The sequence below is a fragment of the Candidatus Bathyarchaeota archaeon genome, assembly GCA_018396705.1.
GTDB lineage: Archaea > Thermoproteota > Bathyarchaeia > Bathyarchaeales > Bathycorpusculaceae > DRVP01.
Genome location: JAGTQZ010000002.1, coordinates 112,805 through 138,135, shown reverse-complemented (window position 1 = coordinate 138,135; position 25,331 = coordinate 112,805). Strand labels below are relative to the sequence as shown.

Annotated in this window: 22 protein-coding genes, 1 tRNA gene and 1 pseudogene; 18 read left to right on the top strand and 6 right to left on the bottom strand. The window is 42.1% G+C overall.

Annotated features, from left to right (window positions below):
- Positions 1–12: 12 nt before the first annotated feature.
- A tRNA-Pro gene (locus KEJ24_01500) sits at positions 13–87 on the top strand.
- A gap of 129 nt (positions 88–216) precedes the next feature.
- Here the strand turns inward: KEJ24_01500 and KEJ24_01495 are convergent.
- Positions 217–1,629: an aspartate aminotransferase family protein gene (locus tag KEJ24_01495; protein MBS7646501.1), complete on the bottom strand. Its 1,413-nt coding sequence runs from the start codon at positions 1,627–1,629 to the stop codon at positions 217–219.
- Between the two features lie 207 nt (positions 1,630–1,836).
- Here KEJ24_01495 and KEJ24_01490 point away from each other — a divergent pair, with 207 nt between their 5' ends.
- Positions 1,837–2,658, top strand: coding sequence for a hypothetical protein (locus tag KEJ24_01490; protein ID MBS7646500.1), 822 nt, complete (start codon positions 1,837–1,839; stop codon positions 2,656–2,658).
- Between the two features lie 129 nt (positions 2,659–2,787).
- Here the strand turns inward: KEJ24_01490 and KEJ24_01485 are convergent, their stop codons facing one another.
- Entirely contained in the window at positions 2,788–4,377 is a 1,590-nt protein-coding gene (locus KEJ24_01485; GenBank protein MBS7646499.1) for an APC family permease, read from the bottom strand.
- Between the two features lie 62 nt (positions 4,378–4,439).
- Entirely contained in the window at positions 4,440–5,393 is a 954-nt protein-coding gene (locus KEJ24_01480) for a metallophosphoesterase (GenBank protein MBS7646498.1), read from the bottom strand.
- Positions 5,394–5,587: 194 nt separating this feature from the next.
- Here KEJ24_01480 and KEJ24_01475 point away from each other — a divergent pair, with 194 nt between their 5' ends.
- On the top strand, positions 5,588–6,583 hold the full coding sequence (locus KEJ24_01475) for an alanine dehydrogenase (protein ID MBS7646497.1): 996 nt from the start codon (positions 5,588–5,590) through the stop codon (positions 6,581–6,583).
- A gap of 27 nt (positions 6,584–6,610) precedes the next feature.
- Here KEJ24_01475 and KEJ24_01470 read toward each other — a convergent pair whose 3' ends face one another.
- Complete coding sequence (locus KEJ24_01470) at positions 6,611–8,578, bottom strand: molybdopterin-dependent oxidoreductase (protein ID MBS7646496.1); 1,968 nt, start codon at positions 8,576–8,578, stop codon at positions 6,611–6,613.
- A gap of 244 nt (positions 8,579–8,822) precedes the next feature.
- On the opposite strand from KEJ24_01470, the gene KEJ24_01465 reads away from it, so the two are divergent.
- The 6 genes and pseudogenes from KEJ24_01465 to KEJ24_01440 all read left to right on the top strand — a co-directional run bounded on the left by KEJ24_01465 (position 8,823) and on the right by KEJ24_01440 (position 13,636).
- Positions 8,823–9,170 (top strand): Mth938-like domain-containing protein, encoded by a 348-nt coding sequence (locus KEJ24_01465; protein MBS7646495.1) that lies wholly within the window; start codon positions 8,823–8,825, stop codon positions 9,168–9,170.
- Positions 9,171–9,186: 16 nt separating this feature from the next.
- Positions 9,187–10,044 (top strand): histidinol-phosphatase HisJ family protein, encoded by an 858-nt coding sequence (locus tag KEJ24_01460; GenBank protein MBS7646494.1) that lies wholly within the window; start codon positions 9,187–9,189, stop codon positions 10,042–10,044.
- A 106-nt stretch (positions 10,045–10,150) separates the two neighbouring features.
- Positions 10,151–11,509 (top strand): M20/M25/M40 family metallo-hydrolase, encoded by a 1,359-nt coding sequence (locus tag KEJ24_01455; GenBank protein ID MBS7646493.1) that lies wholly within the window; start codon positions 10,151–10,153, stop codon positions 11,507–11,509.
- 102 nt (positions 11,510–11,611) lie between these two features.
- Positions 11,612–11,902, top strand: a complete 291-nt coding sequence (locus KEJ24_01450; GenBank protein ID MBS7646492.1) for a 50S ribosomal protein L14e — start codon at positions 11,612–11,614, stop codon at positions 11,900–11,902.
- A gap of 55 nt (positions 11,903–11,957) precedes the next feature.
- Positions 11,958–12,992: pseudogene (locus tag KEJ24_01445) on the top strand (RNA-guided pseudouridylation complex pseudouridine synthase subunit Cbf5).
- Complete coding sequence (locus KEJ24_01440) at positions 12,992–13,636, top strand: class I SAM-dependent methyltransferase (GenBank protein MBS7646491.1); 645 nt, start codon at positions 12,992–12,994, stop codon at positions 13,634–13,636. The pseudogene KEJ24_01445 and the gene KEJ24_01440 overlap by 1 nt, the downstream one beginning before the upstream one ends.
- A 27-nt stretch (positions 13,637–13,663) precedes the next feature.
- Here the strand turns inward: KEJ24_01440 and KEJ24_01435 are convergent, their stop codons facing one another.
- Together KEJ24_01435 and KEJ24_01430 are read right to left on the bottom strand one after the other, a co-directional pair.
- Complete coding sequence (locus KEJ24_01435; GenBank protein MBS7646490.1) at positions 13,664–15,460, bottom strand: aldehyde ferredoxin oxidoreductase family protein; 1,797 nt, start codon at positions 15,458–15,460, stop codon at positions 13,664–13,666.
- A gap of 81 nt (positions 15,461–15,541) precedes the next feature.
- Entirely contained in the window at positions 15,542–16,948 is a 1,407-nt protein-coding gene (locus tag KEJ24_01430) for an ABC transporter substrate-binding protein (GenBank protein ID MBS7646489.1), read from the bottom strand.
- Positions 16,949–17,204: 256 nt separating this feature from the next.
- On the opposite strand from KEJ24_01430, the gene KEJ24_01425 reads away from it, so the two are divergent.
- The 9 genes from KEJ24_01425 to KEJ24_01385 all read left to right on the top strand — a co-directional run bounded on the left by KEJ24_01425 (position 17,205) and on the right by KEJ24_01385 (position 25,328).
- The gene (locus KEJ24_01425; GenBank protein ID MBS7646488.1) at positions 17,205–17,945 is read left to right on the top strand and encodes an ABC transporter ATP-binding protein; all 741 of its coding nucleotides are present in this window, start codon (positions 17,205–17,207) and stop codon (positions 17,943–17,945) included.
- A 4-nt stretch (positions 17,946–17,949) separates the two neighbouring features.
- On the top strand, positions 17,950–18,666 hold the full coding sequence (locus tag KEJ24_01420; protein MBS7646487.1) for an ABC transporter ATP-binding protein: 717 nt from the start codon (positions 17,950–17,952) through the stop codon (positions 18,664–18,666).
- 2 nt (positions 18,667–18,668) lie between these two features.
- The gene (locus KEJ24_01415; protein ID MBS7646486.1) at positions 18,669–19,538 is read left to right on the top strand and encodes a branched-chain amino acid ABC transporter permease; all 870 of its coding nucleotides are present in this window, start codon (positions 18,669–18,671) and stop codon (positions 19,536–19,538) included.
- Positions 19,535–20,530, top strand: a complete 996-nt coding sequence (locus KEJ24_01410; protein MBS7646485.1) for a branched-chain amino acid ABC transporter permease — start codon at positions 19,535–19,537, stop codon at positions 20,528–20,530. Before KEJ24_01415 ends, KEJ24_01410 begins: the two co-directional genes overlap by 4 nt.
- Positions 20,531–20,612: 82 nt before the next feature.
- On the top strand, positions 20,613–21,014 hold the full coding sequence (locus KEJ24_01405; GenBank protein MBS7646484.1) for a cupin domain-containing protein: 402 nt from the start codon (positions 20,613–20,615) through the stop codon (positions 21,012–21,014).
- A 143-nt stretch (positions 21,015–21,157) separates the two neighbouring features.
- Positions 21,158–22,372 (top strand): aminopeptidase P family protein, encoded by a 1,215-nt coding sequence (locus tag KEJ24_01400; protein ID MBS7646483.1) that lies wholly within the window; start codon positions 21,158–21,160, stop codon positions 22,370–22,372.
- 11 nt (positions 22,373–22,383) lie between these two features.
- Positions 22,384–23,307, top strand: coding sequence for an NAD(P)-dependent oxidoreductase (locus KEJ24_01395; GenBank protein ID MBS7646482.1), 924 nt, complete (start codon positions 22,384–22,386; stop codon positions 23,305–23,307).
- Positions 23,308–23,398: 91 nt separating this feature from the next.
- Positions 23,399–24,328 (top strand): thiamine pyrophosphate-dependent dehydrogenase E1 component subunit alpha, encoded by a 930-nt coding sequence (locus KEJ24_01390; protein ID MBS7646481.1) that lies wholly within the window; start codon positions 23,399–23,401, stop codon positions 24,326–24,328.
- Between the two features lie 10 nt (positions 24,329–24,338).
- On the top strand, positions 24,339–25,328 hold the full coding sequence (locus KEJ24_01385) for an alpha-ketoacid dehydrogenase subunit beta (protein MBS7646480.1): 990 nt from the start codon (positions 24,339–24,341) through the stop codon (positions 25,326–25,328).
- Positions 25,329–25,331 lie beyond the last annotated feature (3 nt).

Here is a 25,331-nt window from a genome sequence, read left to right as displayed (position 1 = left end):
AACACAAAAAGGGGGGCTGTCGGCTAGCTTGGTCCAGGCTCTGAGCCTCGGGCGCTCGGGACCCCGGTTCAAATCCGGGCAGCCCCACTATGCTAGCCTTTCACCTAAGGTTGTTCTTTCAAAGATTTTTCAAGGAATTGTTATCTTTCAACTCAAGAAATTGTGTGGAAATGGGAAAAAGCCTCAGCTTAAATATGTGAGTTCTTGTTGTTCTCGCTAGACACAATATTTGTCGAGCTCGCTGAAGGCGTAATCGAGTGCTCGGACAGCTTTATCAATCTCTTCTTCTGTGACAGTTAATGCTGGTCCTAATCTTAGACAGTTGGGGGCGAAGCCTCCAACTAACACTCCTTTTTCCAGCGCCTTCTTTTGTACAATGTTCACGGCCCAAAGGTTCACGTCACCTGTACCCTTAGTGAACCTATCTTCTAAAAAGAAGGGCTCCTTTGTCTCTTTGTTTTTAACTAACTCCACACCCCAGAAGAGGCCCATGCCTGAAACTTCTCCGACACATTTATGCTGACTCTCCAGCTCTTTTAACTGTTTTCCAAGATACTCACCCATTTTGGCCGCTCTCTCCACAAGGTTTTCTTCAATCATGAATTTTATATTTGCAACTACGGCGGCCATAACAACTGGATGGGCAGCATAGGTGTTAGCATGCCACCACCGGTATTTTTCGAAGAATTCCGCCAACTTTTTGCTTACCACAACACCTGCTGCTGGAAGTTGACTACTCACTATGCCTTTACCCATTGTCATAATGTCAGGTGTTACACCATAATGTTGATAGCAGAACCATTTACCTGTTCTTCCAAAACCTGTCATAACTTCGTCGTCAATCCATAGAATCCCATTTTTTTGGGTTAAATCTCTAAGTTCTTTTACCCATTCGAGTGGTGATACAACTAACCCTCCCCCACTAATAATTTCAGTTATGATTGCTGCTACATTTTGAGGACCTAAACTGAGTATTTGATGCCACAAGGCGTTCAAGCAGGCACGCATACCATCTACGGTGCAATATTTAGGACCTTTATAACCGAAAGGGCATCTATAACAGTGGGGGGCTGGCGCAACCACATAGAAACTTCCATGTTGGAAATTGGGGACCTCCCGATATTCATCACTTGTTGGTGACGCAATTGACCCCCGCCACCACCTCAATCCACAGCAAGATCCAGCCCCTGTTGTCCATCCATGATAAGCGAACTCTCTAGCTATTATATATGGTTTGTTAGTGTAAAGTCTAGCCAGTATAAAAGCTTCTTCATTTGCTTCACTTCCGGAATTGACGAACCTCACTCTTCCAGCCCAGTTATCGGGACCTAGAAGATCTTCAATGATCAGTTTTGCGGCCTCTGACTTGTATGGTGTCTGCATAAACTCCCATACGTATCCATAATTATCTAAGGCTTTCTTAATAGACTCTATAATTTTTGGTTGCCTTTGACCCGCATTTACAGATACTAAGCCCGAAAGAAAATCTAATATTCTGTTTCCGTCGGACGTTATTAAGTAGTTGTCCTCTACTTTTGCGATCGGTATAGGTGCCCACTCGCTTAACGCTTGTTTTATTCCAAGGTAATATTTGCGATCCCATTCAATTATGTCTTCCCAACTAACCAATCATCAAAACCTCCATTAAATGAACTGATAATAGGTATTACAACAGTGGGCGTATATAAAACTTATATATATACATAACAAAACCTACTCTCTGTTGGACTACGTGTCCATCATTGTAAGTGCTAGTACTTTAAACTAAGATGTCGCAATTTTTATATCGATAGCAATCTCTACTATATCAGTCAACTGAAAATTGTGGTTTGTTACATGGAGTTTATATGTCTGCCAGAAGAGCAATTTATAAGAGAATCAATTAAAATAGTCGAAGAGGCATCTAACAAAAAAGTTGTCTTGAGGATACTGGGAGCGCTTGCAGCGTATTTGCATTCCAATCATGAAAATGCGATAAATCTTTATAATAGAGTCAAACGTTTTGGTGAAAATAAGCCCATATTCACCGATTTAGATTTAATGGCTTATGGAAAGCAAAGAAAGCAAGTAATCCAATTTTTTGAGAAAACTTTAAATTTCAAACCCAATCTGATTATAAATGCGTTATTTGGAAGTAATAGGCTTATATATCATCATCCAGTGGGCTATTTTAAAGTTGATGTTTTTTTTGATAAACTTGAATTTAGCCATGACGTCTGTTTTGGAAAGGGTCCAGGCGAAGGGCGTCTTGAACTTGACTATCCAACAATATCGTTAGCGGATTTGGTTCTTGAAAAAATTCAGATACATCAAATAAACTTGAAAGATATAGTTGATTTGATGGTAATTTTCATAAACCATGATGTTGACGTCTCTCAAAATAAGGAAGTTATTGACGGAAATTACATCGCAGACGTACTGGCAGATGATTGGGGGTTTTGGTATGATGCCACATGCAACTTGAAAGCTGTAAAATCCTTTGCAAACAAGTTTTATTTAGAAAAAAAGCTAACTGATGAAGAACAAAATATCATAACAAACCGAGTTGACAAACTACTAGAAATAATAGACAAAAAACCGAAAACAAAGAATTGGCTAAAAAGAGCAAAGATAGGGACATCCAAGCCTTGGTACCGCGAAGTTGAAGAGATAACATAATTCCCATTATCCTATGGAAATACACTTTTGGGAGCTGCTTGAAATTAGATATAAAGTAATAAACGATGTCAACCTCTACCCCTCTAAATGAAGAATGAATAAAATAATATAAAAAAGGGAGTTAGCTTATTATGCCGGCGGTATTTCTTTTGAGGCCAGTGTTATATCTATACCTTCAGTTTTAAGGTGATACCAACGACTCGCGTAGTAGATTATTGCTGCGAGGGCCATTAAACCAACGACCCATGCGATAGTCCATTCGGTTACAGGTCCATATATGGCAGGTAGTGCAAGAATTGTGTATGCCATGAAAATGAATATCCCCAGAGTTATAGCCCCCATTATAGAGATAAGTTTGCCCTTCTTCACATACGATGGAGCTAGCTCAAATAAGTTCTTTTTTAATGGAAACACTATCCCTGCGATCGCCGCTATACATGTCATAAGCGTTGCCACGAAAAGCCAATTAAAGTGAACTAGTGCAGGGCCCATAAAGCAAGCAACCACAACTCCCAGTTCTATAATAACAAAGCCAACGATCATTGAGATCAGAGGAGTGCGGGTCCTTGCGGTGACATAAGCTGCTTTTGATGGAAGTATTCTGTCGAAACTCCATGCGAACATGGTTCTGCTGAATGTAAGCATTGCCGTCATCCAAAATGCCACGATTGTTAGAACAGTTGTCCCAGAAACAAGTATAACCCATACAGGATTAGGAAACAGAAGGAACGAAGCAAAGTCCACGCCAGTAAAGCCTATTGGTAATGCACCGCGCTCAACATAAAACAGCCACCCTGCGGCCCGCAGAAAATCGTCTGTTACAACAGGGACGGCGAAAAAGTACACAATTTCATGTGCGAATAAGGCGAGAATAAGCGAGCCGATGACTGCTATCGGTATACTTTTTGTAGCCTCTTTAATTTCTCCAGCAAAATTTACAGCATATTGATAGCCTAAATATATCCAAAATGCCAAAACAGCGCCGGAAATTGTGGCCGCTATATCACTTGGAACCCCTATAGGGCATCCAAGATTCTCAGCAGTTGAGATGAAGGTACTGTATGCCACATTCGGCAGTAAGCGATTCCAAGCGGCTACAAAATCTACATGAGAATTTAAGGCAAAAATAATCCCCATGGCTATCGCAGTTATTATTGAAAGTATTAAAGCAACTTCGTAAATTCGCAGCCAAACTTTTGTTGGCGCCACCATTATTAATAGGGCTATAACCATGGCAATTGTGCCTATAATAAACCACCATGTTGGTGAATTGGAAATCTCTATCCCCCAAGAAACTAAGCCGGGATTATTTGTCACAACTCCTAATGACCATGCACCGAAGCCTATGCCTCTAAAAACAACATCAGGTACAACAGCTCCTCCAATAGTGAAGGCCATAGTCACCATAAACGTGAAGCTCATCATAAACCCTATGACTGGATGGATAACCCTATTTACGAAGACATAATCACCACCGGATCTAGGCATAGCTCCTCCTATTTGTGCATATAGCATTGCATGGAAAAAGCACATAACAGCGCCTATGAGCAGCCATAGAGGAACAATTAGACCAGGCCAAGATATGGCGCCTATCAGAGCTAAAAACCGTCCACTCCCGGGACTTACTGCACCTATGCAAACAGCCAGTGCTCCAAAGGCTCCTATCGCCCTCACAAGACCAGAAGCTTTTCTGACGTAGACACGTTTTTCCTCAGTCATAAATAAGCCCTCGAATCCTCGGATATTTTTGGAATGGATATTTAAGCTTTATTCTCTGCGTTTCACCCGGAAGTCAAAATATAACCTTTTATTCCTTTTTTATCTAAGTTCACAACGGTTCCTTTTAAAATTCCTTCAGTGTATTCGCTTCCAGGGTTTATGCATAGAGTTCTACCGATTTTTACGGCTCCAGGGGATTCATGAATGTGCCCATGCAACCCCAAAAGAGGCTGATAATGTTTAATAGCGTTCATAACGGCGGTACTGCCACACGGAATAAAGTTATATTTTCCACCGATGATGACTGGTTTAAGATTTTTATCTAGCTCCGGTGCTAAATCGAGACCGGACCCGTAAGGAGGACAATGCATATTGAAAATACAGTTTTCCATGTTTTCAACTTTTGACACTACTTCCTCAATCTTTTTTGCAAGAACTTCCTCAGGTACATCTCTTGGGCATTCAAAAGGTGTGAGATTACTATATCCGGTGCTAATCATTTCGTGAGAGTCGTCAACCCATACAACTTTTCCCTCGCAGTAAACAATATTATCATCTTCTGTTTTTTTGAGGAGGTCCTCCACCATGGGTTCATCGTCATTTCCTCCCGTAACAAACACTTTTACATTTGTACCTCGCAGATGTTCCTTGCAGAGCGCGATCCATCTTTCAAGAGTTTCAATAATTAAACGCTTAAACAAGGTCCCCAACACTGATTTATCACTAGCTATCCTCTCTGATTCTTCTGGTGTTAGAACACAAGGATAATAACCAGCTCCGCGAACTCTATCTTCAAAATCATTGAGCTCTTTGGGATTTTTTAATACATATTTTGTACCAATAAAATGCGAAACGTAAGTTCCATCAGGCTGATGAACAATTGGAATAATTGCCTTCCCAGTTAGGTCACCACCAAGTATAAGAACATCTGCTTTATAGAAGCGTCCAGCGTTAATGAACTTCCGGAAACACCTTTCTGATCCATGAATGTCCGTAGCAAAAAATAGTCTTGACATATCCACCAATCCTAAGAGTCTTTTAGATCAATTTCATATAAAAGTTTCTATAAGCAAAGTTTAGGCACCGGTAGCCATAGACTCATAACGACATTGAATTATTTCATCGTCAGCTATCGTATCAATTTGAAAGTTTTAAATATTAAAATAATTCAAAATCTTGAACGTCGATAAAGTTGGTTGAGGGTCGTGTTATGGAAACTCTTGTGTTAACGGACGAGGAAGTTAAGGCGCTGATTTCTGTTAGAGAAGTTATGGAAATGGTTGAGGTTGCCTTTAGAGAGAAGGGTCTAAAGAGGGTTCAAATGCCAACTAAAACATACCTTTTTTACACTAGGTATGAGGGTGACTTGAGAGCTATGCCCTCGTACCTTGAAGAATTAGACATTTCAGCGGTCAAAGTGGTTAACGTTCATCCTAACAACAAGGATAGGTATGGCCTTCCAACTGTGATGGCTGTTGTGATACTAGTTGATCCTAAAAATGGTTTTCCACTTGCTATCATGGGCGGCAAAGCCATAACAGACTTGAGAACTGGTGCTGCAGGCGGAATAGCTGCCAAATATCTTGCAAGAAAGGATTCCAAGGTTTTGGCATTAATTGGGGCTGGTGCCCAAGCACGAACTCAACTGGCAGCGCTTCTTGAAGTTTTCAAAAACATTGAGGAGGTTAGGATTTGGAGTAGAAGTAAGGAGACAGTGGAGAGATTTCTAACTGAAATTAATGAATTATGCGTGCATTTACCCAAACTTATCCCGGTAGCTGGCGTAAAGGAGGCTGTAGAAGGCTCCGACATTGTTGTAACGACGACGCCCTCTAGGCAGCCTATAGTCATGAACAATATGGTTTCTCCGGGAACCCACTTTAACTGCATAGGTGCAGATGCTCCTGGAAAACAAGAGTTGGATCCCTCAATTCTTAAAAGGTCCAAGATAGTTGTGGATGATTGGGAGCAAGCCTCTCACAGTGGAGAAATAAACGTTCCGCTAAGCCGAGGACTAATTACAAAAGATGATGTTTGGGCTGAAATAGGTGAGGTTGTCGCCGGTTTAAAACCTGGAAGAGAAAACCCCAACGAGATCACGGTTTTCACTTCAACAGGTTTGGCAGTGCAGGATGCTGTTACTGCAAAGATTGCCTACGAAAAAGCGTTAAAGAAAGGTGTCGGGAGGTTTATCAAAATAACATAAATATTCTTTATAGCATTTTCGATTATTTTAGGATTCTCTGGTCAGTTTCGCTTTTGAAATTTTAACTTTTGTTGAATTGAAGGTGGGTCCTCCGGCTAGCTTTTGGGTTTCGTCAGTTATTATGAGGTTTCTGGGTTTGCCGTCTACATCGTCTCCCTCCCTTGGCATCCACAATACGTTTTTAGGCATTAACATTGAGATTATTGCCTTCAATTTGATGCTGCCAAATTCGTTGTATAATTCAATGATATCGTTGTCTTTTATGTTGTAAGCTTCTGCGTCTGCCGGGTTCATGAGCACTATTGGTGGTTTAGGTCCGTAAACGTCTTGGAACTGAGAGTTTGTATATTTACTGATGGCGGTGTTTAGCAAGGTTAACTCTCCCGTTGCATCGGGTTGAAGCCGTGGTAATGGTGTCAAATTTAATTCTTTTGCCTTTGTAGCGTAAAATTCTATTTTACCCGTTGGGGTTTGATATAGGTTCATAGGCTTAAACTTAAGCTTTAAAGTCTCCCCATTTTTTAAGTCATCGAAGCTTCCATTCTCAAAGGCATCCTTTAGGGCTTTTTCAGCCGCCTTCCAAGGATCCTCATATAACCATTTATCATTGAGATTTAACATTTTAGCCAGTTTGCTTGTAACCCAGAGCTCACTTCGGCTTTCTCCGAGCGGTTGAATGATCGCGTTAGATTTTCGGACATACCTATGGCTATATGAGAGAACTATATCTTCTTTTTCTAAAAATGTGGGTGCGGGTAAAACCAGATCTGCATATTTAGCTGTGGCTGTCCAATGCGTATCATGGACAACTACAAATACATCGTCTCTTGAAAGGCCCCTTCGCACCGTCTGCTGGTTTGGCAAGGTTTCAGCTGGATTCATGTTATAAATGTAGACAAGTTTGAATTCGCCTCTCTCTAAATGCTTGCCAAGAGCTACTTGACTTACTACCCTGATTTTCTTGGTGGTTAAGCCTTTGCCGGTTAGGTAGGGGAGATCTATGTTCCACCCCTTGCTGTTCGTGTAGTAGAAACCTCTATGTATTCCTACCAATGCGGGTATAAGCGAAATCGCCCTAACAGCCTCAGCACCGTTGATGCTTTTCTGAAGGCCTATACCAATCATGGTTACGTTAGGCTTACAACTAGCGTACAACTCGGCCAACTGGATTATCTGGCTCCATTTAACTCCGGTGTACTCCTCAATGGAGTTAACACTCAACTTTGAAACTTCGCGCTTCAAGTCGGAGAAGCCATAGGTGTACTTTTGAATGAAATCAAAGTCTACAAGGTCTTTATCAATTAAATGTTTGATAACTCCGTAAGCCAGCGCAACGTCGCTTGCAGGCTTTGGCTGGATCCAGAAATCAGCTGTTTTAGCCGTTTCAGTTTTCCTTGGATCTATCACAATAATATTCGCACCATTTTTCCTAGCTTTTAAAGAAAGTGAATGGAGATGTGGGGCGCTTACCGCGGCGTTAAAGCCCCAATAAACAATCAATTTCATTCTTGGAAGTTCTTCCGGGTCAACACCATAGGAAAGCCCGTAATGAAGCGCCAACGCTTCATGCCCCGCCTCACTGCAAATGCTGAGGTCGGTCATGCTTGAACCCAGCGCATAAAACAACCGCTGAGGCAAATACAGCGTAAATAAACCCATGTTTCCACAGTAATGCAAGAGCAGAATTTGGTCAGGCCCAAATTGATTCGAGATATATCTTATTTTTTCGACTAGAATCTGGAGCGCCTCACTCCATGAAATTCTTTTGAAGGTGCCTTCAGGTTTACCATTTAACCGTCTGTAAGGGTAGAGTACCCGTTGGCTGCTATAAGTTCTTTTTATATCCATGACTCCGCGTGGGCATAGAAAACCTTGGGTAATAGGATTGTCTTTGTCTCCGATAACCTTCATAGGCTTACCGCTATCATCCACGGCAACTTGCATAAAGCAGCTATCATAACAGTCTCGGGGACAAACGGTTGCTAAATGCTTCATCGTTTATCAGGATGCAGAAACGTCCTCTCAGTATTTCTGTGTTTCCTCCGACATTTCAATGTGGTTAAAGATGGATAAAAATAGAAATGCCCCCAACTGCAGTTTCACCACTTAAACAATTTTGCTTAATTCTATGGTTTGTCAACATTCGACAAGCAGCGGTCTCCGCTGCGAATAAACCATGAACGTGTTTAGCACTAGGCTTTAATATTTTAACTTTTAACTAAGGTTTTTGGTGAAGGCGTTGATTACGTCCTATGAGTTTGGAGCGATGGTTGTTGATGGTAAACGTTACACGAGTGACCTCATAATTTTTCCTGAAAGGGTTTTTAGCGGATGGTGGAGGAGAGAAGGCCACGAAATCTGTGTGGAAGACTTGAAAGAGATTTTAAGTCAAACACCTCCTCCAGAAGTGTTGGTGGTTGGCACTGGTTATTCTGGACTTGTAAAAATTTTGCCAGAAGTTGAAAAGGTTTTAAAAGAGCATGGAATAAAACTCATAGCTCAACCTACACGGGAAGCTTGCAAGACCTTCAATGAGCTTTTAAAGACTGGTAAACGGGTTGTCGGTGCCTTTCACCTGACATGTTGAATGTGCAAGGCAAAGCATTAACCCCGAAAGAACAGTTTTATTCCTCGCTCACGCTTATCCATGGAGGTGGTTAACAACGTCCATAGACTATCATATTCACACATTTTTATCTGGCGATGCTAAAGGTGAAATTTCAGATTGTGTAAAAATTGCAGCCGGCAAAAAACTGGAAGAAATTGGAATTTCTGATCATTTTGCTCCCCAGAAACTCAGAGATAAGCTGGATCCTCCACCAAATTACGAGAAAATATCGGATTATATGAAAAAGGTAGATGATGCCAAGGGGAAAGTTATGGGCCTAATTAAGCTAAAGATTGGAGTTGAGGTAGACTTCATTCCTGAACTTGAGGATGAAATTAGAGAAGCATTAAAAGGCCTTCCCTTCGACTACGTCATAGGATCTGTGCATTTTATGGGGAATTGGGCATTTGACAATCCTAAATATATTATGGAATATCAAAAATGGGATCTTGCAACGCTCTATGAGAAGTATTTTGTGGCGGTTCAGGCTTGCGCAGAATCTAAAATCTTCGACGTTATAGGGCATCCAGATTTAATAAAGAAGTTTGGATATAAACCGAAAAAAGACATCACTGACTTGTATATTGCGACGGCGAAAGTTTTCAAAGAGAATGATGTATGCATTGAAGTGAATACAAGTGGGTTGCGCTATCCTTGTAAAGAAATATATCCCAACAAGCAATTTCTAAAAATATGCTATGATGAGGGTGTTCAAATAACCTTTGGCTCAGATGCCCACACACCAGAGAACATAGGAAGGGACTTTGACAAAGCCTTAAGCCTAGTGAAGGAAGTAGGATATAATTTTGTCACCATCTTTACCAGAAGAAGGAAACAGTTGAAAGAAATATAGAGAGTTGCGCGAAGGAATCACTAGTGCCTTCCGCTCACCCCGTTGATTGTAAAGTATTAAATTGCCTAGGGTTCTTCATAGATTAGGCTTAAAACAGGTGAAAAATATGGGCGTGAGGCTTTTGAAAGAAATTGAAGAAGAGGTTACAACTCTCTTGAGCGATTTGATAAAGATTAACACCACAAACCCGCCAGGAAATGAAACTAAAGCAGCCAAGTTTTTGGCTGAAACTCTTGAAAGGGATGGTTTCAAATGCGAAATTTTGGAATCCGCCCCCGGTAGAGGAAACGTGATCACTCGGTTAAAGGGCACTGGCGAAAAGCCGAGCTTACTTTTACTTTCCCATTTAGACGTGGTGGCTGCAAACCCGAAAGAGTGGAGCGTCGACCCCTTCTCTGGACTAGTTAAGGACGGCTTTGTCTGGGGCAGAGGCGCCATGGATATGAAGTCCATGACAGCCATGGAAGTCATGGTTATGAAGCTTCTGAAACGTAACGGCGTCAGACTTAAGGGTGACGTTATACTGGCAGCGACAGCTGATGAAGAAAAAGGTGGAGAATATGGTGCAGGCTGGCTTGTCCAAAAATATCCGGAAAAAGTTAGGGCAGACTATGTAATAAACGAGGGGGGTGGACAAGCAATCCCGGTGGATGGCAAAAACATTTTCACAATTCAAACGGCTGAAAAAGGCATTTTATGGTTTAAAGTCAAGGCTAAGGGCAGACCTGGGCATGGTTCGGTGCCGGGAGCTGCTGACAACGCGATATTGCGAATGAGTAAAGTTGTGGACAAGCTTGGCAATTATTGTGCAGAGATGGTGCTTACACCAACCGTTAAGGAGTTTTTGGCGGTCATGGCTGAGGAAAACAAAGAGATGGGGAAAAAGCTTAGACTTTTGGTTCAAAATCCGACGAAGGCTGATGAAGTCTTAGATAAGTTAGCCAAGAAAGATAAGGCTATGGCTGAAGAGCTCCGCGCTATGTTAAGGATGACTATAGCCCCCACAATCATTCATGGGGGTGTTAAAGAAAACATAATTCCATCTGAATGCGAAGCAGTCTTCGATTGTAGAATTCTACCGGGACAGACCACGGTTGAAGCATTAAAATGTATAAAAGGGCTTCTGGCAGACATGGACTTGGACAAACTTGAATTTGAGGATATTCAGGCTAATGAGCCTTCAGAGTCGCCTACAAACACACCTCTATATAGGTGTATAGTGGAAACCTTGAAGGAATTCGATTCTAAGTGTGCGGTAGCTCCGATATTGCTGACCGGTGGAACAGACTCCAAGTTCTTCAGAAAGATGGGGACAGTATGCTACGGTTTTCAGCCAACTTTATCAGATTTGCCGTACGGCGAAATCCTCAGAATGGTGCACGGCATAGATGAACGTATATCTATAAATAATCTTGTGTTCGGAACCAGCACCCTCTACAATGTTGTGGAAAAGTTCTTGACGTGAACCATTTTGTTAAGCTAAAATTTCAATGATATTTAATGTTTATGGAAGCTGAAATTATAAATATTAGCGTTATGTTTATGCCTAGAAAAGGGAGGGACTGCTTTGCCAGCAATTGAGGTTGGCAGAATATGTGTTAAAGTGTCTGGTAGGGAAGCAGGCAGAAAATGCGTAATAGTCGACATTATAGATAAAAACTTCGTGCTTGTTACTGGCCCGAAAAACGTTACTGGTGTTAGGAGACGGAGGGCAAACATAAATCATCTGGAGCCTTTAGCTGATAAAATTGACATCAAACGCGGTGCTTCTGACGAGGAAGTTGTTGAAGCGTTGAAGACGAAAGGTTTATTGGAGACGATGGCTAAACCAGTAAAACCCGCTTTAGTCCAAGCTTAACAACTGTTATTAAGTTCGTCCACCGCTTTTTAAATTTAGAGGTGCCCTACTTAACATGCCTAGAAGTGTTGCTCCATGGATGATTGAACGCAAACTCTTAGTTAAAGCCGAAGGCGAAACAGATCCAAAATATGGCTGCAAACCCGAAGAACGTCCGGCAAAGGACTACATAAAATTTGGCGTTATAAACTTGGACAAGCCTGCAGGCCCAACAAGCCATGAGGTAGCCGCATGGGTTAAACGCATCCTCGATGTAGAAAACATCGGCCACGGTGGGACCCTAGAGGCCCATCCTAGGTAAAAGGCTTAGGGAAATCCCAACGTGACCGGTGTTCTCCCAATAACCTTAGAAGAGTCAAGAAAGATAGTGCAAGCGCTACTCCTAAGCGGTAAAGAATACGTCTGCGTAATGAAAATTCATGGCGATGTGCCTGAAAACCGTGTAAAAGCCGTCCTAGAAGAGTTTGAAGACACCATTTATCAACGTCCACCGTTAAGGGCCTCTGTAAAGCGTCAATTGCGGACAAGAAAAATTTATTATATAGACTTCCTTGAAATGGAAGGTCGTAACGTACTTTTCAAGGTTGGCTGTGAAGGAGGCACGTATATTCGCAAATTGTGCCATGACATAGGTGAAGTTTTAGGTTGCGGAGCCCACATGCAAGAACTCCGCAGGACAAGGGCAGGTCCTTTCGTCGAAGAGGAGGGGCTTGTAACGCTACATGAGGTAGCGTACTGGTTTATGCAGTGGCGGGAAAACAGAGACGACGCTATTCTAAAAAAGTTTATTCAACCTATGGAAAAAGCCTTAGCATTTATTCCAAAAATATATATTCGGGATTCCGCTGTGGATGCTATCTGCCATGGGGCAAACCTAACTGCTCCCGGAGTTTTATCTATAGAATCGGGTATTGCTGCAGGTTCTACGGTGGCAATTTTCACATTAAAAGACGAGGCGGTCGCCCTTGCAGAAGCCCAAGCTTCCACCGAGGAAATTCTAAGCATGGAACACGGTGTTGTCGCAAAGGTTAAACGTGTTTTAATGCCAAGAGGCACATATCCAAGATGCTGGAAAAGCGGCGAAATCTGATGTTTAACAAAAAAGGCACAGTAGACCATTATTTTTCAGCAAGCCCCAAAGTGAAACCACGATATGGACTTATACAAGCCTATTTAAGGGGAAAAACTTTCAAGTTTCTAACAGCTTCCGGAGTATTCTCTAAAAAACGCGTGGATTTAGGTACAAAACTATTGATAGAAACCATGATTCTCCCTGAAAAGGGCTACGTGTTGGATGTGGGATGCGGCTATGGTGTCATCGGAATCGCAGCTGCAGCATTCAACCCAAAACTGCATGTGATTATGGTGGACGTTAACGAACGAGCTGTGAAACTTGCGAGACGAAACATTGAACTAAACAATGTTCACAACGTTGAAGTTAAAAAAGGACGCCTCTATGAGCCAGTTAAAGACACAATGTTCAACTGCATCCTCTCAAACCCTCCGGTAAGCGCCGGACTAACCACAGTAAAAGCCATAATAACAGAAGCGCCGAAACATATGGTTGAAAAGGGAACATTACAACTTGTTGTGAAGTCCAAGATAGGTGGAAAAAGACTTCAACAAATATTCCATGAAACCTTCGGGAACTGCACGGTTTTGGCAAGGGGAAGCGGCTACCGCGTATTAATGGCGGAGAAAAATAAGAGTGGCTATTATTCTTCAATTTCTTAGAATACTGCTAACATTAGACGTCAACTTTCACTTCCACCCTCTTAACGCGTAATATTCGTCAAGCATTTTTTCAAACTCACTCAAATGAACTATTTCGCCTTTTGAGTTACCTGTTTTGAGTTTCTCTTCAAAGAATCTCTTTGGCAGTGTATCCTGATTCACTTCTAGACCAGCTCTTACATTAAACTGTCTTATCATGTTGTTTATGTGCGAGGAAATATTCACAAATTCTCCTTTTTTGATTTCTATCCCGGTTAATATCGAGTAAAGTTTTGTCAACTCATCCCATAGTATCGGCCCAATGGTTGGTAGACACACAAATCTGCATAGTACCATACAGTCAGTTATCGTGTAAAAGTCTTCAAGCTCTTTCACAATTTCTGCTTGTCCCTGATATGACATTCTATCAACCTTTCCCCGTTCAAACGGCTTCTCTCCAGTTAGGTTCGGTCTATATACCATGTGACGGAGATGACAAGCTCCTCTACAGGATATGGCATAAGCAAGGGCGACACCTTTTAAACCCCTTGGATCATATCCTGGCGGTTCTAAACCTTTAACATGTATAGCAACTTCTTCAGAATTTTTACCAATAATTTTCGCAGCTTTTCTAACACCTTCTGCAAGCACGTTGCCGAATCCTTCCCTATATGCTATTTTTTTCAGAATGTTGACGAGTGCCTCACTGTTTCCAAAAGTTAGGTTTATTCCATCAGTGTCTTGTGATGTTATAATGCCCTCTTCGTAACATTTCATGGCAAACGCCACCACGTTTCCAGCTGAAATTGTATCCATTCCAAGTCTATCGCATACTTCATTGCATTCTAAAATGGACTCTAAATTGTCATTTCCACAAAGCGACCCGAAAGCAAAAAGCGTCTCATACTCTGGGCCTTCAACTTCTGAAATTGTGGAACCTTTTGAGAAAACAGATACTTTGCCACATGCAACGGCACATGCAAAACACGTTTTGCTCTGTTTATAAAAAAGCTTTTTCAATGTTTCAGCACCAATTTTTTCAGCTCCCTCAAATTCTCCTTCCGTCCAATATCTTGTCGGTAAAGTTCCAGTGGTGTTTGTCAACATCATCATGGCAGGCGTTCCATAATTTCTCAATAATTTCAAGCGTTCGCTAATCTTCTCGTTTAATTCACTTCTGAACTCGTCAAGTTTTTCCGGTTTCGCTATCTCTACAGTTCCACCACCTTTAACAGCGATTGCTTTAAGCTTTTTGGAGCCCATTATAGCCCCAGCACCACATCTCCCAAACTGTCTGCCTTTGCCATGGGTAATGCAAGCATATCTTACTAAATTTTCGCCAGCCGGCCCTATTGAAAGTACTTGGAATTTTGAGTCATGGTCTTTTCTTATTATTTCCTCCGTTTCGAATGTATCCTTTCCCCATAGATGTGCCGCATCATGTAAACTAACTTGTTCATCCTCGATTTTCAAATACACTGGTTTGTCTGATACACCCTGGATTATGATCATGTCATAACCAGCGTGTTTGAGTTCTGGAGCGAAGTAACCGCCACATTGCGATTCTCCCCAAATTCCAGTCAAAGGCGACTTAAAAATTGCGCATAGTCTTGAGGCCCCAGATAAAATTGCACCATTTGCAGGTCCAGTTGCAAAAATAAGCATGTTAGCTGGATCATATGCGTCAATTTCCGGTTTCAGCCCTTCACATAGAATCTTTGCTCCAAAGCCCTTACCACCTATGTAGCGGGTTATTAGTTCATTTCTCAGAATTTCAATCACTATCTTTTTGTTGGTTAAGTCCACCCTGAGAACTTTTCCGGCATATCCGTATATTTTTGTCATGATAACGAAATTTATCAGCCTTGTTTTTAAAACATTTCGCTTAACATAGAAGTTAAAATAATAGAAAGAAAGAGGGATATTTTACTTTGGAGGTATTGGGAATATTATTTCGCCGTTTGTTTTAATCTCCGGGACTGTTGAATAGACTATGCGCATTTCCCATTTCCAAGGCTTATCTACTTTTTGCCATTGACCAACGACAACTGGCCGTGGTGAGTCATGTGACAGCTTTGAAAATTTGACGCGCCCAACGATCGTGTACATGTCAGTTTCAGCTATTGCATCATTAATAGCGTCCTTATCTAATTTTCCAGCCCTTGAAATTGCGTCAAATAAAATTTGCATTGCCGCGTATCCAAAGCCCGTAGTATAACAGTATTGGGTAACCTCCACAGGAGTGCCCTTAGCCTGAGACCATCTTTCATGTAAGGACCAAGCAGTTGTTTCGCCTATACCACGATGCGTTGCTGGGTCATAAGTTGGGTCCCACTTGATTTCGGATAACCAACCCAACGGCAAGTCTCCTCCCCAAGCGGCCACCTCTTCATAGAACATAGCACCTCTGGCTATCCATCCCAATTTCGGAGTATAACCCAACTGTGCCATCTGCTTTACAACTGTTCCGAAGTCTATTCCCGGAAGGTTCGCCCAAAGTATCTCACAATTGGCTCTTTTCCATTCCTCTATTATACCTGTAAAATCTGTTGTCCCAGGCGGGTATAAACCAAGGGTTTCCCCTGTATCTACAGGTGTTCTCCAAGGGATGTAACCTAACTCCTCCTTTACAACTTTCGGGAATGTTTCGTACCAGCCTCGCCCATCAGCATCATCACATGCTAATATCGCAACTCTCGGGGGGTTCATCGTATACTTGTCTTCAAACAGTTTAGTTATACCCACAGCGGCATCTGCAAGTCTATATCCCTTTTTACCTTCAAGCCACGGATGCCCGGTTTGTGTACCTGGAGCCGCTGCTATTCTAAAGAGGATGCTCCACGCATAGTTGTAGCCACCGGCTACAGGGAAACCTGGAACCGTTTTATTGGCAGGTCCACCTGCCCACCATGGTTCCCATGGACTGCCCGCCACTATTGGAGTTTTATATTTATCACATTGGACACAAATTGGATTCCAGGTAACTGGCGGCCCATCTCCACCGACTAAGGCGATTACTCCATCCTTCAGTATAAGGTCAGCTGCTTGGGTTGCAGCTTTTGAAGGATCTCCTTCATTGTTATAGACTATGTATTTAACCATTACCCGCCTGTCACCCACTAAAATACCGCCTTGAGCATTGATATCCTCAACGGCTGCTTGATGGCCAAAGGTTAAACCGGCATTAAAGGCAGCCATTGGACCTGTAAGATCTAGGGTAGCACCTATTAGAATTTCTTCTGCAGTAGGTCTTGTTAGAATGTACACAACGGATGCTATCACTATTATGGCGATAATGACAACGATTGCAACAAGAACTTTTTTACTTACCATCTGATCACACTCAATCTAACCTTTATTAAGTTAGACTGTTTTTATTTAAAGATGAAATGTACTTTTAAAACTTTCGAAAGGCCAAGCATGGGCAATGGTTAATCATCTCATTGATGACGTTTAAAACTGTTTAAAGCCGTGTAACATTTCAATTCACTTCTAGAAATCCGTTAGCCTTATATTTCAAATGAACACCCTAATTAGGGGTAGTCAAAATACCTAGCCTAAGTGCACTGAAGAAGAGGCTTGACTAATCATGACCACCGGCGACGTGATTCTGGATGTTCAGAGGCTTAGGAAAAGTTTCGGAGGATTAATTGCTGTTAAAGACCTATCCTTTCACTTGAATGAAGGTGAAGTATTAGGTTTAATGGGTCCAAATGGGGCGGGTAAAACAACAGTTTTTAATTTGATATCTGGTGTTTACAAGCCGGATTCTGGGGTAATAAAATATAAAGGGATAAATATTGCGGGGTTTCCACCATATAAAATACGTAGGCTGGGAATAGCAAGAACCTATCAGATTCCACAACCTTTTTCACGTCTAACAGTTTTTCAAAATGTTTTAATTGCAGCTATGTATGGAGGGGGATTTAATAGAGCTGAGTCTGAGAAAAAAACATGGGAAGTGCTTAATCTCATCGGCCTCTCAGACAAAGGAGACCTCCCCGCCGGAAGTTTAAAGCTTCTAGACCTTAAAAGCCTAGAGCTAGCTAGAGCTCTCGTATCTAATCCATCGGTGCTATTAGTCGACGAAGTTGGAGCAGGCTTAACGGATGCAGAAATTCCTCAACTACTCAAGATTCTAAAAACGATAAACGAGATGGGTGTTTCCATTATACTAATTGAGCATATTCCGAAACTTGTATTAGAAGCCGTTGACAGACTTATAGTAATGAGTTCAGGCGAAAAAATAGCTGACGGTAGTCCCAGGGAAGTAATCAAAGATATACGTGTAATCGAATCTTATTTTGGCAAAGAACTTGAAGAGGAATGACATCATGAATGAGGAGCTACTAAAGCTTGAAGATGTTTCAGTTTTCTATGGTGATTTTTGTGCCGTCAGAAACATAAACCTAAGCGTTCAGAATGGTGAAATTGTATCACTCATCGGTGCCAATGGAGCGGGCAAAACTACCATACTGAATGCGATAATGGGCTTAGTTCATCCGGCTAAAGGAGCTATTATTTTTGATAATAAACGAATAGATAAACTGGATGCGTCCCAAATAGTTTCGCTCGGAATCTCATTAGTCCCGGAGGGACGAAGAATCTTTCCAATGTTGACTGTGTATGAAAACCTTATTGCAGGGGCATATATTTCAAGGGCAAGAAATCAAAAAGAACAAATGTTAAAAAAAGTATATGATCTATTTCCAATACTCAAGGAGAGAAATAAACAGCTTGCTGGTACACTAAGCGGTGGGGAGCAACAAATGCTTGCAATAGGACGTGCATTAATGTCTAATCCAAAGCTCCTACTCCTCGATGAAATTTCTCTCGGCCTGTCACCCATCGTCACGCTCAAACTATACGATGCCATTAAAAAAATAAATTCAGAGGGCACTACTGTGCTGGTAGTTGAACAGAACATAAGGCAAAGTCTAAAAGTCTCCCATAGAGCATACATCCTAAAAAGTGGCGAGATAGTCTTAAGTGGAAAGTCAAAAGATCTAAAGGATGAAGAGGAGATAAAATCAGCTTACTTCGGTGTTTAAGCATGATCTCTGAAAGCTTAATTCCACCAATAATTAACGGTATTCTTCTAGGAGGGCTATACGCCGTAATCGGGTTAGGTCTTTCGTTGGTATTTGGCGTCATGAAAATGGTCAACTTAGCCCATGGCGCCTTTGTTATATTTGGCAGTTATATGGGACTGGTGTTACTAACCGTTTTGGGACTGGATCCCATTATTGCCATAGTCTTAATAGCCCCTACATTATTTGTTGTTGGTTATATCGCTCAAAAGTTCTTGATAAATAGGGCCTACCGATTAGGAGCTGAGCCTTCACTCTTAATAACTTACGGGATATCAATAATTCTTGCAAATCTATTTCAACAAATTTTTTCTCCATACTTCAAATCGTTGGTAACTCCTTACGCCATTGAAGGCCTAAAAATAGGTCCATACAGCATTCCACTTATATATGTGCTAGACTTCATAGCATCTTTCATAGCGATGTTAGTGCTTCATTGGCTACTAAATAGAACCTATGTAGGCTTATCAATCCGTTGTGCATCACAGGACCCAGTAGCTGCCAAGCTAATGGGAATGCGTATCGATCACGTGTACGCGTTAACCCTCGGTATTTCGTTGTTTTTCGCCTCTATTGCCGGCGTGTTTCTTGGGTTAACATTTCCATTTAATCCCGCCTCATCATTTACATACCTCTTCATCGCCTTCGGTGTCGTGGTAATAGGCGGATTGGGAAGCATGGCAGGAACTTTTATTGGCGGCATTGTTCTTGGATTATCTCAAACTTTGGGCTCCTATTTTCTCGGCGTGGGCCTCCAAACTTTTGCAGGTTTTATCGTGATATTCATAATGTTAGCGATTAGACCGCAAGGAATATTTGGTGTCAAAGAATGAAGGCCAAGCAATTTAAATTAAATGTTGGATATTCGCTGTTAGCTGTCGTAGTTATAATAATGGCTCTCTTACCAGTGATAGGCGTCAGATGGTATGTTCTTCACGTTCTTTTTGTGTTCTTTGTTTATCTGGCTCTTGCAAACATGTGGAATCTGTTAGCCGGTTATTCCGGACTTGTTTCTTTAGGTCAACCTGCATTTATGGGCATTGCAGGGTACACCGTGGCAATGTTATTGTGGTTCTATAATATACCTTTATACCTCGCCACATTAGCGGCATGTGTAGTCGCCACCTTGTTTGCAGCAATTCTTTCCATTCCCCTCTTTAGAATGAGGGGCCTCTATTTCTCCATAGGAACTCTTCTGCTGAATGAAATATGCAGAGTTTGGTTCAACTGGTGGAGGCCTATCCCCGTTCCAGGGGCTCCTGTGGGTGGAGGCGCAGGTTTTGGAATCGTAAGCGGACTTTCTCCAACGAGTCTTTATTACCTGGCCCTTGCAGTTGGAATAGTGTCTATACTACTTATGCGATTTATCTTAAAATCAAAACTAGGGGCAGGTCTCATGGCGATCCGCGATAACGAAAAGGCAGCCGCAACATGCGGCATAAACGTGTTTAGATGCAAGTTATATTCGTTTTTAATAGCCACATTTTTCACGGGTTTAGCTTCATGTGTCTTCTATTTCTTTCAAGGCCACATTGAACCAAAAGGCGCATTTAGCATTACATGGTTAAATGTAATGCTCATGGCAGTCATTATAGGAGGTATCAGCACGGAGGAAGGTCCGATTGTGGGGACAGCAATAGTCGTTTTGCTGGAACAGATACTGCCCGGATACGCCCAATACAGTCCCCTCATTTTAGGTATATTGCTTGTCATAGTAATCACGGTAACACCGCCGGGCATAATAGGGTTGTTACGCAAAACTCGAACATACGATACCTTATTAAGATACCTATCAAGCACCCGGACAAAATCCGGTGACAAATAAACATTAAGTAGGACTTGATGGAAACAAAATTTTATATACCTTAAATCTCTTACATGGCCTTTCTCAGAGAAGGTGGTAGAGCATGTCCACGGTATCTAAACCATACCCGCCACCAGGCTTAGAATGGTGGACAAAAAAGGAGCCGGTAGTAGTCAAAGTGTCCGAAGTTAAACCCATAGAGCCGCCAAAACATACGAACTCTTCGTCGTTTCCCCTTATAAGAACTGAGAACATGGAAGTCTTCATAACTGAGATGAGACCCGGCGCTGTCGCTGAACTTGACGTTCATCCAGTTTCAGAACATGCCTTCTTTGTACTTTCAGGAAGAGGTAAATGGGTGATAGAGGGAAAGGAGTACACGTTAGAACCTGGAATGTTTATATGGATGCCTGCTGGTGCGAAACATGAGAACTTAACAGTAGGCGGTGAAACGCTGCGAATGGTCGTGTTGTTTGCACCCAGCAGATTAAAAGAGAAGAAATAGGCATTAATTGACACCGCTTCTCTGTTAATCCTTCCCCCTTTTTATGATAGTTCAATACTTTAAGAGGATAATACCAAAAATCTTTTAAGCGGTAAGCGTTCTGATTTTTCTCAAACTTGAAGATATTGAGAGGGGAGAGAGAAATGAGTTTTGGAGTGATGGGAGTGGATTTTGAAGAAAGAGTTAACTACGACCGCCTACGGAAAGAACGGTTAGAAAGAGCAAAAGAGCAACTTAAAGCCCATAACCTCGGAGCGTTGCTCTGCTTCGACTTCGATAATATACGCTACATTACCAGTACACACGTGGGGGAATGGGCTAGAAATAAAATGCAAAGATATGTAATACTACCATTAGATTCTGATCCAATACTCTTTGATCCTGCTGCACCAGCGAAAAGAAAAACTTGTCCATGGATCGCTGATAGAGTTTTCCCAGCAGTAGGGTCCATGAGAGGATCCATTCCTCCGGAAGTAGGCATGATAGAAAAAGTCGCAGATAGCATAGTGGATGTTTTAAAGAAATATAAGATTGCAGATTTGCCATTGGGTGTGGACATAATAGAGATCCCTTTGATAGAAGCTTTAACTAAACGGGGAATTAAGGTCGTTGACGGCCAGCAGGCAATGCTTGATGCCAGAATTATTAAGACAAAGGATGAAATTGAATTGCTGGGCATAGCAGCATCTATGGTGGATGCAGCTTATGCTGAAGTAGCAAGGAATCTCGTACCAGGAGTTAGAGAGAATGAGTTAGTCGCCTTGGTCAACAATGTTCTTTATACCCTTGGATCAGACTTAGTGGAATGCGTAAACGTTGTCTCGGGCCCGAGGGGGGCGCCTCACCCTCATGTGTTCGCTGATAGAATAATTAGGCCAGGCGACATGGTATACCTTGACATAATGCATTCATACAATGGCTACCGCACCTGCTACTATAGAACTTTTGTTGTAGGTGAGCCAACAAAGGCGCAGATTGAAGCTTATGAGAAGGCTTGGGCGTGGCTAAAAGCTTCTATAGATGCGGTTAAGCCTGGAGCGACTACAGCGGATATTGCACGATGTTGGCCTTCTGCCGAGGAACTCGGGTTTAAAAACGAGGAAGAGGCCTTCCTGCTTCAATTTGGCCATGGGGTTGGATTAAGCATTTGGGAAAAACCAGTTATTTCAAGGCTATTCTCATTAGAACGTCCATTTAAAATTCAGAAAGGTATGGTTTTCGCTCTTGAGACTTGGTGTCCTTCCAAGGATGGAAGAGGCGCTGCAAGAATCGAAGAGGAAGTTGTCGTGACAGATACTGGTTGCGAAAGACTATTTAAATTCCCAGCTGAAGAATTAATATCCTGCCCCATAACTTAGAGGTGAAAGAAATGAGTGAAAAACCGGTAGTCGGCTTTGCTGGAATAGGATTAATGGGCGGCCCGATGGCGAAAAACATTCTAAAAAATGGATATCCCCTCATTGTATGGAATAGAACCCCGAAAAAAATTGAAGAACATGTCAAGCTTGGAGCCAAACCGGCAAAAAATCCAAAGGAATTAGCGGAAAAATCAGACATTGTAATATGTATGCTGGCGACACCCTCCGCTACAGAAGATGTAATGTTGGGTAGGGGAGACCTTCAAAACTTAGGGATTATTGACGGGCTTAAAAAGGGAAGCATTGTAATAGACATGAGTACAAACCTGCCAAGCGTTGTTAAAAACCTAGCTGAAGTTGTAAGAGCGAAAGGTGGAGAATTCGTAGACGCCCCCGTCATAGGTAGCGTTAAACCGGCAACAGAGGGAACTTTAACGATACTTGCTGCTGGCAAAAAAGAAGTTGTCGACAAAGTTAAGCCAATACTAGAAACCATGGGCAAAAAAATATGGTATATAGGTGATACTGGAAGCGGATGCGCCATGAAACTAACCATGAATTTACACCTGCATATAATAACAGGTGCTTTCGCTGAGAGCATCACATTTGGAGCAAAGGCAGGGCTTGACCCAGCTTTGATAGTTGAAATATGGAACAACAGCATTTTCAAGACGTATATAACCGAAACTAAGGGAAAAAAAGTTATAGATGGAGACTGGACCCCAGCTTTCACGTTAGAACTTGCTGCCAAGGACACCCGATTGGCTGTTGAAATGGCAAGGGAAGTTGGTGCATGTGTCCCATTAGGCAGTCTCATCGAGCAGCTTTATAATACTGCAATAGCCAATGGAATGAAGTCACTTGATTATTGCGCACTAGCAGCTATGTATGAGCGTCTAAGCAATGTTAAAGTATCGCGTCCTTCAAAATCGTAAAGCCCCCATCCTCTCCTTTTTATTTTCCTCTATTTCATAATCAAATGGGAGTGAGCATTTGGAAAGTTTGAATCATAATCTTTTAACATGGATGTACACAAAAATGCTTGAAATACGTCGATTTGAGGAAAAAATAGGCGAAGAATACGGGAAAGGACTTGTACCTGGACTGGTGCATCTCTCCATAGGCCAAGAGGGTGTTGCGGTAGGAGTGTGCGCTAATTTGAAAGACGATGACTATGCAATCGGCACCCATCGAGGCCATGGAATTGCAATTGCGAAAGGAGTACCATTAGACAAACTTGCAGCTGAAATTCTAGGGAAAGAAAGCGGTTGTTGCAAAGGCAGAGGTGGTTCCATGAGAGTTGCATACATCAATAAGGGCTTATTGTATTCCTGTCCCATAGTAGGAACAGGTTTACCGTTAGCAGTGGGAGTGGGACTATCAATAAAATTACGTAGAACTAATCAGGTTGCCGTAAGTTTCTTCGGAGACGGTGCATCAAATACCGGGGACTTTCATGAGGCGTTAAATCTAGCAGCTATATGGAAGTTGCCCGTAATTTTTGTATGCGAAAATAATATGTACGCCATTTCGGTGCATATTAAAAAGTCAACGTCTGTAGAGAATATTTCGGAAAGAGCGCGTGGATATAATATTCCTGGAATCACTGTCGACGGAAACGATGTAATCGCAATATATAATGCGGCGCGTGAAGCTATTCAAAGAGCAAGAAACGGCGGTGGTCCTACTCTAATTGAATGTAAAACTTATAGAACGGTTGGTCATGGAACGACCGACCCGGGAGTTGCTTATAGATCCATAGAGGAAATTGACGAGTGGAAGAAGAAATGTCCAATAAACAGATTGAGGAGCTACTTGATTGCTAACAGGATACTTAGTGAGGAGAGTCTCCAACGGATAGAGGGTGAAGTAGAGGCAAGGGTTAAAGAGGCCATAAAATTTGCAGAAGAAAGTCCATACCCATCTCCGGACCAGGTAGCAGAATATGTATACTAATGGTGGTGATATGAGGGAAATAACTTATGTTGAAGCTTTAAATGAGGCGTTAAGAGAAGAAATGCGTAGAGACGAGCGCGTTATAATACTAGGCGAAGATGTCCAATTAGGATATTCCGGGCGCGGTGGCCTCTTTTTGGTCACAGCAGAGTTAATGAAGGAATTTGGACCAGAAAGAGTCAGGGATACACCGATTTCCGAGGACGGATTTGTTGGAGCGGCCATAGGGGCAGCTGCGACAGGCCTAAAACCAGTAGTAGAAGTGATGTACGCGGACTTTTTGCTTTGTTGCATGAACCAAATAGTAAATGTTGCTGCCAAACTACGTTATTCAACAGGCGGACAGTTAAAAGTCCCGCTTGTAATAAGAGCAATGATTGGACAGGGAAGAGGCGTAGGAAGTGACCATTCGCAAGTTCCTTTGGCTTGGTTCATGAATGTACCCGGTCTGAAAGTTGTTGCGCCAGCAACTCCCTATGACGCAAAAGGCCTATTAAAGAGTTCAATACGAGAGGAATGCCCAATAATGTTTTTCGAGTCGTTCCTTCTTTACCGCACTAAGGGGTTCGTGCCTACGGAGGAATATACGGTGCCATTGGGAAAAGCTGATGTGAAGAAGGAAGGAACAGACGTCACGATAGTTGCGGTGTCCACAATGGTGCCCCGCGCACTTTCAGCAGCTGAAAAATTAAAAGAGTTAAACATTAATGCCGAAGTTGTAGACCCTCGGACGCTTGTGCCCCTTGATAAAGAGACCATAATCAAGTCTGTAATGAAAACTAATCGCCTTGTAGTCGCAGAAAGTGGTGTAAAAACTTGTGGAGTTGGTGCCGAGATCGCTAGCATGGTCATGGAGGAAGCATTTGACTATCTGGACGCTCCAATAAAGAGGGTTGCTGCCCCACATATTCCAGCACCCGCCGCCCCAACATTAGAGCAAATAACAATCCCGAATGAAAATGATATAATAAAAGCTGTAAGAGAACTTTTCGAGAGGTAGCTT

What these genes read in the sequence shown, in the direction of transcription:
- KEJ24_01455 (MBS7646493.1), top strand. Translation starts at nt 10,151, where the DNA reads ATGGGCGTGAGGCTTTTGAAAGAAATTGAAGAAGAGGTTACAACTCTC.
- KEJ24_01420 (MBS7646487.1), top strand. Translation starts at nt 17,950, where the DNA reads ATGAATGAGGAGCTACTAAAGCTTGAAGATGTTTCAGTTTTCTATGGT.
- KEJ24_01390 (MBS7646481.1), top strand. Translation starts at nt 23,399, where the DNA reads ATGTACACAAAAATGCTTGAAATACGTCGATTTGAGGAAAAAATAGGC.
- KEJ24_01480 (MBS7646498.1), bottom strand. Translation starts at nt 5,393, where the DNA reads ATGTCAAGACTATTTTTTGCTACGGACATTCATGGATCAGAAAGGTGT.
- KEJ24_01490 (MBS7646500.1), top strand. Translation starts at nt 1,837, where the DNA reads ATGGAGTTTATATGTCTGCCAGAAGAGCAATTTATAAGAGAATCAATT.
- KEJ24_01475 (MBS7646497.1), top strand. Translation starts at nt 5,588, where the DNA reads ATGGAAACTCTTGTGTTAACGGACGAGGAAGTTAAGGCGCTGATTTCT.
- KEJ24_01385 (MBS7646480.1), top strand. Translation starts at nt 24,339, where the DNA reads ATGAGGGAAATAACTTATGTTGAAGCTTTAAATGAGGCGTTAAGAGAA.
- KEJ24_01400 (MBS7646483.1), top strand. Translation starts at nt 21,158, where the DNA reads ATGAGTTTTGGAGTGATGGGAGTGGATTTTGAAGAAAGAGTTAACTAC.
- KEJ24_01430 (MBS7646489.1), bottom strand. Translation starts at nt 16,948, where the DNA reads ATGGTAAGTAAAAAAGTTCTTGTTGCAATCGTTGTCATTATCGCCATA.
- KEJ24_01395 (MBS7646482.1), top strand. Translation starts at nt 22,384, where the DNA reads ATGAGTGAAAAACCGGTAGTCGGCTTTGCTGGAATAGGATTAATGGGC.
- KEJ24_01435 (MBS7646490.1), bottom strand. Translation starts at nt 15,460, where the DNA reads ATGACAAAAATATACGGATATGCCGGAAAAGTTCTCAGGGTGGACTTA.
- KEJ24_01415 (MBS7646486.1), top strand. Translation starts at nt 18,669, where the DNA reads ATGATCTCTGAAAGCTTAATTCCACCAATAATTAACGGTATTCTTCTA.
- KEJ24_01485 (MBS7646499.1), bottom strand. Translation starts at nt 4,377, where the DNA reads ATGACTGAGGAAAAACGTGTCTACGTCAGAAAAGCTTCTGGTCTTGTG.
- KEJ24_01470 (MBS7646496.1), bottom strand. Translation starts at nt 8,578, where the DNA reads ATGAAGCATTTAGCAACCGTTTGTCCCCGAGACTGTTATGATAGCTGC.
- KEJ24_01425 (MBS7646488.1), top strand. Translation starts at nt 17,205, where the DNA reads ATGACCACCGGCGACGTGATTCTGGATGTTCAGAGGCTTAGGAAAAGT.
- KEJ24_01440 (MBS7646491.1), top strand. Translation starts at nt 12,992, where the DNA reads ATGTTTAACAAAAAAGGCACAGTAGACCATTATTTTTCAGCAAGCCCC.
- KEJ24_01405 (MBS7646484.1), top strand. Translation starts at nt 20,613, where the DNA reads ATGTCCACGGTATCTAAACCATACCCGCCACCAGGCTTAGAATGGTGG.
- KEJ24_01410 (MBS7646485.1), top strand. Translation starts at nt 19,535, where the DNA reads ATGAAGGCCAAGCAATTTAAATTAAATGTTGGATATTCGCTGTTAGCT.